Here is a 12,157-nt window from a genome sequence, read left to right on the forward strand (position 1 = left end):
TGACCACCCAGCTACCTTGGGGCAGGATCAGCGTGGCGTTTCACGTGCCCTCACCTGGGGCAATCTGGGCCGTGAGCATCGAGCTGCCTGAACCGCGTTCCCTGTGGGTCGACACCGCGCCGGCGCCGGACCGGGCCGGGCGGGATCTGCCCGCCGAGGCGGACGTCGTCGTCATCGGGGCCGGTATCGCGGGTCTCACCACCGCCTACGGGCTCGCTCGTGCCGGCAAGTCGGTCGTGGTCCTGGAGGCGGCCCAGGTCGCCTCAGGCGTCTCCGGCCACACCACCGCGAAGCTGTCCGCCCAGCACGCCCTCAAGTACGCCACCCTCACCTCCCGCAAGGGCAAGCCCGCCGCCACGAGGTACGGGCGCGCCCAGCTGGAGGCGATCGAGTGGGTGGCCCGCACGTCCTCCGAACTGGGCATCGACTGCGGCTTCCGCCGGCGGGACAGCTTCGTCTACTCCACCGACAGCTCCCAGCTCGGCAAACTCCAGCAGGAGGCCGACGCCGCCGCCGAGGCCGGGCTCCCTGCGGACTTCGTCGAGCACGTCGACCTGCCGATCACCACCGTCGGCGCCGTCCGGTTCGTCGACCAGGCCCAGTTCCACCCGCGCCACTGGTTGCTGGGCCTCGCCGACCACATCGAGCGGCTCGGCGGCCACGTCGTCGAGCGGGTCCGGGCCCGCAAGCTCGACGAACGGCCCTCGCCGACCGTGCACACCGACCGCGGCCAGGTCAAGGCCAGGGACGTCGTCGTGGCCACCCACTACCCGATCTTCGACCGCGGCCTGTACTGGGCGCGCCTCGACATCACCCGTGACCTGGTCGTCGCAGGCGTCGGGGAGGCGCCGCCCGGCATGTACCTGGACGCGGTGACCCACCGGTCCATCCGCGGCCACACCGAGGGCGATCGCCACTACGTCATCGTCGGCGGCGAGCACTACCGCACGGGCGAGCCGGTCGACGTCGAGGCCCGCTACCGGCGTCTCGCCGAGGCCGCCACCACCTTCGGCGTCACCAAGGCCACCCACCGCTGGTCCGCGCACGACATGACCACCCTCGACAACGTGCCCTACATCGGCCGCTACCACCCGGCCACCCACCACGTGTGGGTGGCGACCGGGTTCGGCCAGTGGGGCATGACCGGCGGCACCTCCGCCGGCCTCGTCCTGACCGAGCTGATCACCGGTGGCGACCACCCCGCCGCGAACCTTTACGACCCGAACCGCTTCGACCTGAAGTCCTCGGTCACCCTCGCCGAGGACGGGGCCAAGGTCGGCAAGCAGTACGTGGCCGGCTACACCCGCGCCCTCACCTCGACCGCCGGCGACCTCGCCCCCGGGACCGCCAAAGTGTCGCGCCGCGGCGCGGACGTCGTCGCCTCCTACCGCGGCGAGGACGGGCAGCTGCGGGAGGTCAGCGCCCGCTGCACCCACCTCGGCTGCGTCGTCGCGTTCAACAACGCCGAGAAGACCTGGGACTGCGCATGCCACGGATCGCGATTCGCCACGGACGGCTCGGTGATCCAGGGCCCGGCGACCCGGCCGCTGCCGCCGGCCTGACCGTCGGCGTCGAGGAGGAGTTCCTGCTCCTCGACCCCGCCACCGGCGCGACCCTGCCGCGGGCGGCCGCGATCCTGGCCGCGAACCCGCCTCTGCCGCCCGGGGCCAACCTGCACCGCGAGCTGCGCGCCACCCAGGTGGAGGCCGCGACCGGCGTGTGCACCGGCGCGCGGCAGCTGCGTGAACAGCTCGTCCGGAGCCGCAAGGCCCTCACCGACGCGGCCCGCCTGCACGGCGCGGTCGTCGCCTCCTGCGGCACCCCGGTCCTTTCCGGACCGTCTACATCGGACAACCAGGACGGCCGGTTCGGCGACATCGACCGAATCTACCGCGGCATGGTCGCCGACTACGAGGCGTGCGGCTGCCACGTCCACGTAGGCGTGCCGGACCCGGAAACCGCGGTCGCGGTGATGAACCACCTGCGCCCGTGGCTGCCGACGCTGCTGGCGCTCTCGGTGAACTCGCCGTTCGACCACGGGCGCGACACCGGCTACGGCAGCTGGCGCATGGTGCAGCAGTCCCGGTTCCCGGGCGCGGGGATACCGCCGTACTTCCCCGATCTCGCGGCCTACCGTGCCGAGGTGCGGCGGCTGGTGGACTGCGGCGCGCTCGTCGACGAGTCGATGTCGTTCTGGCTCGTCCGGCCGTCCACGGCGTTCCCGACGCTGGAGTTCCGCGTCGCCGACGCGGCGTCCACTGTGGACGAGGCGGTGCTGCAGGCCGTGCTGTCCCGCGCGTTGGTGCGGCGCGCGCTGGCCGCGGACACCGCGCCGCCCGAGATGTCCGAGCAGGTCGGCGCGGCCGCGTTGTGGGCGGCGGCCCGGGACGGCATCGACGGCGAGGGGGTGCACCCGTTGCGCGCCTGCCGGGTGCCGGCCTGGGAACTGGTCGAGGAGCTCGCCGAGTTCGTCGCGCCCGCCCTGGACGAGACCGGGGACCGGGACCTGGTGGCGATCGTCTTGGAACGCCTGCGCCACGAGGGCAGCGGCGCCCGGCGCCAGCGCAAGGCCGTCGCGGCCGGCCTGCCCGCCCTGCTCGCCACCCTCACCCACCAGGGTTGACCGCCGCCGGGCAGGGGTAACCGGGCGTCGTGACGACCGCCATGACGCTTTCGGCTGCCCTCCCGGCGGCCAGGGGACCGCTGTCCGAGGCCGTGATCGAGGCACTCGGCCACGACGAGCGCGGGGACTTCCCGGAGCTGCCGGAGACCGCGGACGCCGACCCGTTCGGCGAGGACCTGCAGCTCGCCCTGCACGTCTGCTACGAACTGCACTACCAGGGGTTCACCGGGGTCGACCCGGACTGGGAGTGGGACCCCGACCTGCTGCGGCTGCGCGCCGCGATGGAGCGGGTGTTCCTGGCCGCGCTGCGCGCCCACACGCCCGGTGGCGACGACGTCGAGGAGGCGCTCGCGCCGCTGCTCGTCGAGCCGGTCAACGGCACCGGCCTGTCGCACTTCCTCGCCGCCGAGGGCACCTGGGACCAGGTCCGCGAGTACTTCGTGCTGCGCTCGATCTACCACCACAAGGAGGCCGACCCGCACGCGTGGGTGATCCCGCGGCTGCGCGGCAAGCCGAAGGCGGCGCTGGTGGCCGTGGAGTTCGACGAGTACGGCGGTGGGCGCGCCGACCAGGTGCACGCCCAGCTCTACGCCGACCTGCTCGACGGCGCCGGGCTGAACTCGCAGTATCTGCACTACCTGGAGCACGCCCCGGCGTGCATGCTCGCGGTGGTCAACATGATGTCGTTGTTCGGCCTGCACCGGCGGTTCCGCGCCGCGCTGGCCGGGCACTTCGCCGCCGCCGAGATCACCACCGCGCCCAGCGCGCAGCGCATGGAGAAGGCGTTGCGGCGCCTGGACGCCGACGACCGCTGCCGGTACTTCTACACCGAGCACATCGAGGCCGACGCGGTCCACGAGCAGGTCATGCGCCGGGACGTCCTCGGCGGACTGCTGGCGACCGAACCGGAACTGGCGGGCGACATCGTGTTCGGCATCCAGGCCACCGACCTGGTGGAGCAGCGCTTCGCCGACCACGTGCTGGGCGCGTGGCAGCAGGGCCGCAGCGCGCTCCGCAAACCCCTGTAGACAGCGGTGGAGCGGCGGACCCGGTCCGCCGCTCCACGTCAGTTCCGCACGCGCTTGCGATGACTCGTGTCGCAGAAGGGGTACCGCTTGCTGCGGCGGCACGCGCACAACGCCACCATGAACCGGTCGGAGCGCGCGACCGTGCCGTCGGGCATCTCCAGCTCGACCGGCCCCTCCACGAGCACCGGCCCGCCGTCCACGAGCGTCACCTTGCGGGGTTCAGCGTTCCGTCCGGTCGGCACGGATCACCACCAGTTCCTCGTGTCGCTGGCCGGGCGCGATGAGCCCGGCGCGTTCCAGGAAATCGGCCCGGCCGCGCAGCACCGGGCCGAACAGCTCGATCGCCCGCGCCACCACCGAGGTCTTCAAGCCGTTGTCCCGCAGCATTTCCACCGTTTGGCGGATCCCGCAGAGCGACGAATGGACCACCAGCATCGTCCCGCCGGGGGTGAGCAGGTCGTAGGCCCGGTCGCACAGGCGGTCCAGGTGCTTGCGCCCGTCCGTACCCGCGTCCCAGGCCAGCGCGGCGCCGTCCGGATCGGCGTCGGACTCGCACGGCACGTAGGGCGGGTTGGCCAGCACCACGTCGAACGGCGCGCCGTCGATGGCCTGCGCGAGGTCGCCGTGCCGGACCTCCACGGGCAGGCGGCGCACCCGCGTGTTGAACCGCGCGCTCAGCACGGCGGGCAGGTACCGGTCCACGGCGGTCACGCTCGCCGCTCCATTGCGGACCGCGGCGATCGCCAGCGCGCCGGTGCCGGTGCACACCTCGAGAACCCGCGCGCCCGCCGGCAGGCGCGCTTCCCGCATCGCGCGCGTCAGCAGCCAGGTGTCCGCCTGCGGCCGGTACACCCCGGGAAGTCTCAGCAGCTTCACCTGTTGCAGATACCACCGGCAGGAGAAGTCAAACTCCGCGCAGGAGACGGATGACGGCCCGCTCCAGCACCTCGCGGTCCTCGTCGCCGCGGACCCCGCCGATCCGGCGGACGGCGGAGGCGATGGTCTTGCCGTTCGCGTGCGCCTCGACGATCCTCGGGTCTACATAGGACTTCCGGCACACGGCGGGGGTGTTGCCCAGTTCCTCGGAAACCTGGCGCATCACCGCGGCCTGCGTGCGTTTCAGCCCGCGCTGGGACTTCACCTCGTCGGCGGCGGCGAACGCGGTGGCGGCGAGGACGGTCGCGTTCCACGTCCGCAGGTCCTTGACGGTGAACTCGTCACCGACCATTTCCTTGAAGTGCTCGTTGATCTCCTCGGCGTGGACCTCGTGCCACCCGTTGGGTGTGCGGTAGACGAACAGCCGGTCGCTGCCGGTGCGCGACCTGCGCAGCGCCTTGACCGTCGCGGCCAGGTCGGGGTCGGTCAGCGTGATGTTCCGTTCGATCCCGCCCTTGGCGGGGTAGCTGAACCTCAGTTCGTCCCGCTTCACCGTGACATGCTCACGCAGCAGCGTCGCCGCCCCGTAGGTGCCGTGGTTCTCGGCGTACTCCTCGCTGCCGACCCGGAACACGCCGCGGTCGATCATCCGCAGCGCGGCGGCCAGCACGCGCTCGCAGCCAAGGCCCGGCCGGGTCAGGTCCTCGGCGATCCGCAGCCGCCACTTCGGCAGCCGTTTCGCCAGTTCGACGACGCGCTCGTGCTTCTCCTCGTCCCGCGCCTGGCGCCAGCGGTCGTGGTAGCGGTATTGGCGGCGGCCCGCGTCGTCGGTGCCCACCGCCTGGATGTGGCCGTTCGGGTGGGGGCAGATCCACACGTCGCGCCACGCGGGCGGCACGGCGAGGCTCTTGATCCGCTGCAGGGTTTCTTCGTCGCGCAGCGGCTCCCCCTCGGGGGTGAAATACCGGAATCCGCGGCCGCTGCGCTGCCGCCGGATCCCGGGTTCGGAGAGCTTGCTCTTGCGCAGTCGCATCGGCGTCAGGTGATCCGGGCACAGGCGCTGGTGACGGCGTCGAGGTCCGGGTAGGTGGAGTCCGGGATCGCGCCCAGGTGCCCGAGCGTACTGTCGTCCGCGCCGTGCGCGGTCGCCTGCCGGATCAGCTCGGCCCTGTCGCACGGGAAGTCCACTTCGGACAGCAGGGCGCGGAGTCGGTCGGGGTCGGGCGTGGTCATGGTCGCCGGATACCCCCGGTCCACCCCCGCAAACGGCCGATCAGACCGGTCTGTCCGGACGGTACCGAACGCGGTTTTGCCGGGTTATCATCGGCGCGCCATGACCACCACCCTGCCAGCCGGTGCCCGTGAGCGGATCCTGGAGACCGCTTACCAGCTCTTCTCGCGCCGCGGCATCCGCGCGGTGGGTGTGGACGAGGTCATCGCGCGGTCGCAGGTCGCGAAGGCGACGCTGTACCGGCACTTCCCGTCGAAGGACGACCTCGTGCTGGCCTTCCTCGACCGGCGTGAGCAGCTGTGGACCGTCGGGCTGATCGAACGGCAGGCCCGCGCCCGCGGTGAGACGCCGGAGGGCAAGCTGCTGGCGATCTTCGACGTGCTCGACGACTGGTTCCGCTCGCCGGCGGACTTCGACGCGTGCGCGTTCGTCAACGTCCTGCTCGAAATGGGCGCCGACCACCCGCTCGGCCAGGCCTGCATCCGGCACTTGGACACCCTCCGCGGCATCGTGGCCGGCCTGGCGCGGGAGGCCGGGCTGGCCGAGCCCGAGGACCTCGCCCGTTCCTGGCACCTGCTGATGAAGGGCGCGATCGTCTCCGCCGCCGAAGGTGACGCCGATGCCGCGGTGCGGGCCCGGGAAATGGCGCGCGACCTGCTGGCCCGGCACCGGAAATAAGCCCGCGCCCGGCGTGGTTGCGACCGGTATGACAACCGATGGTCGTGGCCGGGTCCGGACCGAGCCGGGCACCAAGCGGGTACGGGCGGTCTTCGGCGGCCAGGTCGTCGCCGACACGCTGCACCCGCTCATGGTTTGGGAGGTCCCGTACTACCCGGTCTACTACGTCCCGCGCGAGGACGTGCGCACCGAGTACCTGGTCGCCACGGGGGAGACGGCGCACTCGCCGAGCCGCGGCGACGCCGACGTGTTCACCGTGCGGGTGGGCGGCCGCGAGGCGGCCGGCGCGGCGCTGGAGTACCAGGACTCGCCGCTGGAGGCGCTGAAGGGGCACGTGCGGCTCGACTTCGCCGCCATGGACGCGTGGTTCGAGGAGGACGAGGAGATCTTCGTGCACCCCCGCGACCCGCGGACGCGCGTCGACATCCTCGCCAGCTCGCGGCACGTCCGCATCGAGATCGACGGGGTGACCGTGGCCGAGTCCCGCAGCCCGCGGCTGCTGTTCGAGACCGGCCTGCCGACGCGGTACTACCTGCCCAAGACCGACGTCCGGCTCGACCTGCTGGAGCCCAGCGACACGATCACCCGGTGCCCGTACAAGGGCGAGGCCTCGTACTACTCGGTCCGCGTCGGCGACCGGCTGCACTCCGACGTGGTCTGGTACTACCGGTCGCCGCTGCCGGAGAGCCAGAAGGTGCAGGGGCTGGTCGCCTTCTACGACGAGAAGGTCGACGTGTACCTGGACGGGGTGAAGCAGGAGCGGCCGAAGACGAAGTTCTAGTCTTCGGGGCATGTCCGACCGCTTGTACTTCCGCCAGCTGCTGTCCGGCCGCGACTTCGCGGTGGGCGACCCGGTGGCCACCCAGATGGTCAACTTCGCCTACCTGATCGGCGACCGGGAGACCAGGGAGGCGGTGGTCGTCGACCCGGCGTACGCGGTGGGGGACCTGCTGGACGTGCTGGCCGCCGACGACATGCGGCTGACCGGGGTGCTGGCCACGCACCACCACCCCGACCATGTCGGCGGCAGCATGATGGGCTTCACGCTGGCCGGGCTGCCCGAGCTGCTGGCGCGCGAGTCCGTGCCGGTGCACGTGAACCGCAACGAGACGGAGTGGGTCCAGCGGGTCACCGGCGTGTCGGCGACGGACCTGACCGGGCACGACCACGACGACGTCGTGGAGGTCGGCGCGGTGTCGATCCGGCTGCTGCACACGCCCGGCCACACCCCGGGCAGCCAGTGCTTCCTGGTCGACGGCCGTCTCGTCGCCGGGGACACCCTGTTCCTGGAGGGCTGCGGCCGGACGGACTTCCCCGGCGGCGACGCCGAGGCGATGTACCACAGCCTCCGGTGGCTGGCGGACCTGCCGGGCGACCCGGTGGTCTACCCCGGGCACCAGTACTCGGCCGCGCCGTCGGCTTCGCTGTCGTCGGTGAAGGAGAACAACTTCGTCTACCGCCCCCGCAACGTCGACGAGTGGCGCACCATGTTCGGCGGTTAGGAGGGCTGGCGCGCCCGCTCGGCGAGGTGTCCGAGGGGCTCTATGTTCGGCGGCTAGAGGTACTCCCGCGCCACGCGCTCGGCGAGCCGCTCCAGCAGGGGCGCCGGCTCGGCCAGGCAGCGCTGCACGTCCGGCTCGATGTCCGTCAGCCCGTAGGCCGCGGTGAAGCCCGCCGACCGGAGGACCTCCGGCGACAGCGTGTTGCGCCCCGCCAGCGCCACCACCGGGATCCCGCGCTCGGCGGCGGCCGCGGCGATGCCCGCGGGGCCCTTGCCGCGCAGGGTCTGCTCGTCCAGGGAGCCCTCGCCGGTGATCAGCAGGTCCGCGCCCGGCAGCTTCTCGGTCAGCCCGGTCAGCTCCAGCACCACGTCGATGCCCGGCCGGAACGACGCTCCGAGCATCGCCAGCGCGTAGCCCGTCCCGCCGGCAGCGCCCGCACCCGGCACGTTCGCCACATCGACCCCGGACCCCCGCACGACCTCGGCCAACCGCCGCAGCGCCGACTCCAGCAGCTCGACGTCCTCCGGTGAAGCGCCCTTCTGCGGCCCGTACACCGCCGCCGCGCCGTGCGGGCCCAGCAGCGGGTTGTCCACGTCGCTCGCCACCAGCAGCTCGACCTCGCGCAGCCGCGGGTCCAGCCCGTCCAGGTCCACCCGCGCCAGACGCCGCAACGCGGCCCCACCCGGCGGCAGCTCCGCACCCTCGATGTCCAGCAGCCGCGCGCCGAGCGCGCGCAACAGCCCGGTGCCGCCGTCGGTGCTCGAACTTCCGCCCAGTCCCAGCACGAGCCGGGTAGCACCGGCGTCCAGCGCGGCTCGCATCAGCTCGCCGACCCCGAGCGTCGTCGCGGTCAGCGGCGCCAGCTCGTCCAGCAACGCCAGCCCGGACACCGCCGCCAGCTCGATCACCGCCGTGCCGTCCCGGCGCGCGTAGCCCGTGTCGACCGGCTCGCCGACCGGTCCGCTGGCCCGCGCCGGCACGAACTCGAAGCCCGCGGCCACCGCGGCGGCCACGGTGCCGTCGCCGCCGTCGGCGATCGGGCACTCCAGCACCTCGACGCCGTCCCGCCCGCGCCGCAGCCCGGCCGCGATCGCGGCGGCCACCGCGTCGGCGGGCAACGTGCCCTTGAACTTGTCCGGCGCTACGACGACCCGCGTCACACCTGCGCCCCGTCGCCGTCCGGCGGGCCCTGCTTGACGCGCAGCAGCAGCAACGCGATCGCGGTGGCCAGCGCCAGGATCCCGAGCGGGGTCGCGACGGCGGTGCTCACGCCGATCACCCCCGGCACGATCAGCAACAGCAGCCCGACGACGAAGAACAGCAGCACGACGAACGCGCCCTTGCCCGGCCGCGGCAGCGGCGGCGGCTCCGGCGGCACGTAGTGCTCGTCGTCCCCGGGACCGGCCGGGTCGTCGCCCAGCACGGTGTCCTCCCAGGGGGTGCCGCCACCGCGCCAGCTCGCCTCGGCGGCCGGTTTCTCCGGTTCGGCGGGCTTCTCGGGCTCGGCCGGTTCGGGCCGCGCGGGCGCCCGTTCGGCCTCGACGTCGTCGTCGATCAGGCCGACCCCCTCGGCCCGCAGGTCCGCGACGATCGCCGCGAAGGTGGCGTCGACGTCCTCGGGGTCGGGTACGCGTGAGTTCATCGGGCCCCCACCTGCCCCGGGTCACGGACCGCTTCCACGAACTCGACACTACGCCGGAAGATGAGCGGCGCGTCGTGGTCCAGGGTCGCGACGTGGAAACTCTTCTCCAGCACCACTTCCGTCACGTCCCGGCTGCGCACGTTGTCCAGCACGATGCGCGCGTTCTCGGGTTCCACGACGTGGTCAACGAGCGAGTGCAGCAGGAGCAGCGGTTGCGTCACCAGTGGCAGGTCGGCCCGCACGAGCTTCCACAGCCTCGCCAGGCTCGCCGCCGCCCGCACCGGCACCCGGTCGTAGGCCAGTTCGGTGACGCCCGGCTTGGCGATGTCGTTCGCGACGCCCCGTGACCACGGCACCACCCGGGCGAGGACGGGCAGCAGCTTGGTGTCCCAGCTCAGCCGCGTGACGGACGGGTTGACCAGCACCAGCCCGGCGACCGCGCCCCCGTGCCGCTGCGCCAGCCGCAGCGCGAGCGTGCCGCCCATCGACTGGCCGAACACGAACACCGACTGGCAGCGTTCCCGCAGCTCCAGGAACTCGCGCTCGACCGCGCCGTACCACTCGGGCCAGCCGGTCTTGTTCATCTCCTGCCACGTCGTGCCGTGTCCCGGCAGGCGGGGCAGCCGCACGGTGAAGTCCCGCGCGGCGAGGTGCTCGGCCCAGCTCCGCAGGCTCTGCGGCGTGCCGGTGAAACCGTGGCACAGCAGCACCCCGACCTCGGCCGAACCGGTGTGCGCGAACGGTTCCGCACCGGCGAGCACAGGCATGGCATCCGCCCTTCTCCTCCAACGCGGACCCATCGTCGCATGCCCCGGGCCGCTCCGGGACCGCCCGTCGAACGACGTCCCCCGGCTGTGACCTCCCGCCCACTGCGGGTGCGCCCGTTGTGCGGTTGGACGGCGTTTCCTACTCTGGATCCGGCAGGCTGTTCGCGCAGGTAGGAGGGCGTCCCGGTGCTTTACCGGTTGCTGAAGTACGTGCTGCTCGGGCCGTTGCTCCGGCTCCTGTGGCCCACGAAGGTGACCGGGGTGGAGAACGTCCCGGAGACCGGTGGCGCCATCCTCGCGAGCAACCACCTCGCGGTCGCCGACTCGTTCTTCATGCCGCTGCGCGTCAAGCGCCGCGTCACCTTCCCCGCGAAGCAGGAGTACTTCACCGAGAAGGGCGTCAAGGGCACCCTCAAGAAGTGGTTCTTCACCGGCGCGGGTCAGATTCCGATCGACCGCTCGGGCGGCTCGGCCGCGCAGGCCGCGCTGGACACCGCGATCCGGCTGCTGCGCGAGGGCAACCTGCTCGGCATCTACCCGGAGGGCACCCGCTCCCCGGACGGCCGCCTGTACAAGGGCAAGACGGGTGTCGCCCGCGTCGCGCTGGAGGCCGGTGTCCCCGTTGTCCCGGTCGCGATGATCGGCACCGACAAGGTCAACCCGATCGGCTCCAAGATGTGGATCCCGCGGCGGCTGGAGATCCGGTTCGGCAAGCCGCTGGACTTCTCGCGGTACGCGGGCCTGTCCGGCGACCGGTTCGTCGAGCGGTCGATCACCGACGAGATCATGTACGCCCTGATGGAGCTCTCCGGCCAGGAGTACGTCGACATCTACGCGGCGAAGGCCAAGGAGCTGATGGCCGCCGAGGCCGCCGGGGTGCGCGCGGTGGTCCCGGCGCAGAGTGGCCTGCCCGACGCCGACCGGGTACCGGAGACCAAGGCCGGTTAGGCCCACCCGTCGCCCGGCCACCACCCCTGATCGAGGCGCTTCGCGCCGCAGTGCTTAGGGTGCCACGGTGCGTTTCTTCTACGACACCGAATTCATCGAGGACGGCGTGACGATCGACCTGGTGTCGATCGGTGTCGTGGATGAACGGGGACGCGAGTTCTACGCGGTCTCCACCGACTTCGACCCCGCCAAGGCCGGCCCGTGGGTGCGCGAGAACGTCCTGCCGAAGCTGCCCTCGCCGGCGGACAAGGCGTGGCGGAGCCGGGCCCAGATCCGGGCGGACCTGCTGGAGTTCTTCGGCCGCCCGCCGGGCGGGATCGAGCTGTGGGCCTGGTACGCGGCTTACGATCATGTCGCGCTGGCCCAGCTGTGGGGCACGATGCCCGAGCTGCCGCGCCAGCTGCCCCGGTTCACGCGCGACCTGCGGCAGCGGTGGGAGGACGTGGGCAAGCCCAAGCTGCCCCTGCCGCCGCAGAACGCGCACGACGCCCTCGCCGACGCGCGTTTCAACCTGGAGCGCTGGCGCATCATCGACGAGGTGCGACGCCGCAAGGGCTACCCCGCCTAGCAGCAGCCACCCCACAACCGCGCCCGGCAACGCAGGCCACCCACCCACGAGCCACCCCATAAAACCGCACCCGGCAACGCAAGGCACCCACCCCCCGAACCACCCCTCTCCCGCAACCCGATCCCCAGCCAAANNCCCGCGTGCTGCGCCAATCCAGGCACGCATCGGTGATCGACTGCCCGTACGTCAGCTCCCCAGAGCGCCCCAGCACCAGGTCCTGCCGCCCGGCCTCGAGGAAGCTCTCCAGCATGATCCCGGCGATCCCGCGTTCGCCGGCGGCGATCCGGTCCGCGA

General features: G+C 72.3%; 15 protein-coding genes and 1 pseudogene. 8 read left to right on the forward strand and 8 right to left on the reverse strand.

What is annotated here, in order from left to right; genetic code table 11:
* Window positions 1-71: 71 nt before the first annotated feature.
* From ACCP09_RS39035 to ACCP09_RS39045, 3 genes are read left to right on the forward strand one after another with little or no spacing between them, the layout of a single operon-like run.
* Window positions 72-1,562: an FAD-dependent oxidoreductase gene (locus tag ACCP09_RS39035; RefSeq protein WP_378366263.1), complete on the forward strand. Its 1,491-nt coding sequence runs from the start codon at window positions 72-74 to the stop codon at window positions 1,560-1,562.
* Window positions 1,487-2,623 (forward strand): carboxylate-amine ligase, encoded by a 1,137-nt coding sequence (locus ACCP09_RS39040; RefSeq protein ID WP_433754091.1) that lies wholly within the window; start codon window positions 1,487-1,489, stop codon window positions 2,621-2,623. The genes ACCP09_RS39035 and ACCP09_RS39040 overlap by 76 nt, the downstream gene beginning before the upstream one ends.
* A gap of 41 nt (window positions 2,624-2,664) precedes the next feature.
* Entirely contained in the window at window positions 2,665-3,651 is a 987-nt protein-coding gene (locus ACCP09_RS39045; RefSeq protein WP_051362950.1) for an iron-containing redox enzyme family protein, read from the forward strand.
* A gap of 38 nt (window positions 3,652-3,689) precedes the next feature.
* Here the strand turns inward: ACCP09_RS39045 and ACCP09_RS39050 are convergent, their stop codons facing one another.
* Genes ACCP09_RS39050 through ACCP09_RS39065 form a run of 4 tightly spaced genes read right to left on the reverse strand, consistent with a single transcriptional unit; the run spans window position 3,690 to window position 5,760 of the window.
* Window positions 3,690-3,893, reverse strand: coding sequence for a CDGSH iron-sulfur domain-containing protein (locus ACCP09_RS39050; RefSeq protein ID WP_020421012.1), 204 nt, complete (start codon window positions 3,891-3,893; stop codon window positions 3,690-3,692).
* Window positions 3,871-4,527, reverse strand: coding sequence for a HemK2/MTQ2 family protein methyltransferase (locus ACCP09_RS39055; RefSeq protein WP_433754094.1), 657 nt, complete (start codon window positions 4,525-4,527; stop codon window positions 3,871-3,873). The genes ACCP09_RS39050 and ACCP09_RS39055 overlap by 23 nt, the downstream gene beginning before the upstream one ends.
* A gap of 28 nt (window positions 4,528-4,555) precedes the next feature.
* The gene (locus tag ACCP09_RS39060; RefSeq protein WP_123685493.1) at window positions 4,556-5,560 is read right to left on the reverse strand and encodes a DNA topoisomerase IB; all 1,005 of its coding nucleotides are present in this window, start codon (window positions 5,558-5,560) and stop codon (window positions 4,556-4,558) included.
* Window positions 5,561-5,565: 5 nt separating this feature from the next.
* The gene (locus ACCP09_RS39065) at window positions 5,566-5,760 is read right to left on the reverse strand and encodes a DUF2795 domain-containing protein (RefSeq protein WP_027934979.1); all 195 of its coding nucleotides are present in this window, start codon (window positions 5,758-5,760) and stop codon (window positions 5,566-5,568) included.
* Window positions 5,761-5,860: 100 nt separating this feature from the next.
* Between ACCP09_RS39065 and ACCP09_RS39070 the strand changes: the two genes are divergently transcribed.
* Genes ACCP09_RS39070 through ACCP09_RS39080 form a run of 3 tightly spaced genes read left to right on the forward strand, consistent with a single transcriptional unit; the run spans window position 5,861 to window position 7,938 of the window.
* Window positions 5,861-6,436, forward strand: a complete 576-nt coding sequence (locus ACCP09_RS39070) for a TetR/AcrR family transcriptional regulator (protein ID WP_027934980.1) — start codon at window positions 5,861-5,863, stop codon at window positions 6,434-6,436.
* 28 nt (window positions 6,437-6,464) lie between these two features.
* Complete coding sequence (locus ACCP09_RS39075) at window positions 6,465-7,217, forward strand: DUF427 domain-containing protein (protein WP_433754097.1); 753 nt, start codon at window positions 6,465-6,467, stop codon at window positions 7,215-7,217.
* A gap of 10 nt (window positions 7,218-7,227) precedes the next feature.
* A complete protein-coding gene (locus ACCP09_RS39080; protein WP_433754099.1) occupies window positions 7,228-7,938 on the forward strand; it encodes an MBL fold metallo-hydrolase in 711 nt (236 codons plus the stop codon).
* A 53-nt stretch (window positions 7,939-7,991) separates the two neighbouring features.
* On the opposite strand, the gene ACCP09_RS39085 is transcribed toward ACCP09_RS39080, so the two are convergent.
* The 3 genes from ACCP09_RS39085 to ACCP09_RS39095 are packed head-to-tail and all read right to left on the reverse strand — an operon-like array spanning window position 7,992 to window position 10,347.
* A complete protein-coding gene (locus tag ACCP09_RS39085; protein ID WP_433754101.1) occupies window positions 7,992-9,098 on the reverse strand; it encodes a glycerate kinase in 1,107 nt (368 codons plus the stop codon).
* Window positions 9,095-9,580, reverse strand: a complete 486-nt coding sequence (locus tag ACCP09_RS39090; RefSeq protein ID WP_027934983.1) for a hypothetical protein — start codon at window positions 9,578-9,580, stop codon at window positions 9,095-9,097. Before ACCP09_RS39090 ends, ACCP09_RS39085 begins: the two co-directional genes overlap by 4 nt.
* Window positions 9,577-10,347, reverse strand: coding sequence for an alpha/beta hydrolase (locus tag ACCP09_RS39095; RefSeq protein ID WP_433754103.1), 771 nt, complete (start codon window positions 10,345-10,347; stop codon window positions 9,577-9,579). Before ACCP09_RS39095 ends, ACCP09_RS39090 begins: the two co-directional genes overlap by 4 nt.
* 186 nt (window positions 10,348-10,533) lie before the next feature.
* Here ACCP09_RS39095 and ACCP09_RS39100 point away from each other — a divergent pair, with 186 nt between their 5' ends.
* Both ACCP09_RS39100 and ACCP09_RS39105 read left to right on the forward strand, forming a co-directional pair.
* Window positions 10,534-11,295: a lysophospholipid acyltransferase family protein gene (locus tag ACCP09_RS39100; protein ID WP_020421003.1), complete on the forward strand. Its 762-nt coding sequence runs from the start codon at window positions 10,534-10,536 to the stop codon at window positions 11,293-11,295.
* A 67-nt stretch (window positions 11,296-11,362) separates the two neighbouring features.
* Window positions 11,363-11,863 (forward strand): polyadenylate-specific 3'-exoribonuclease AS, encoded by a 501-nt coding sequence (locus ACCP09_RS39105; protein WP_020421002.1) that lies wholly within the window; start codon window positions 11,363-11,365, stop codon window positions 11,861-11,863.
* Window positions 11,864-12,002: 139 nt separating this feature from the next.
* Here ACCP09_RS39105 and ACCP09_RS39110 read toward each other — a convergent pair.
* Window positions 12,003-12,157, reverse strand: a pseudogene (locus tag ACCP09_RS39110) (3-deoxy-7-phosphoheptulonate synthase); the annotation flags it as partial.

Source organism: Amycolatopsis sp. 3B14, assembly GCF_050958625.1.
GTDB lineage: Bacteria > Actinomycetota > Actinomycetes > Mycobacteriales > Pseudonocardiaceae > Amycolatopsis_E > Amycolatopsis_E thermoflava.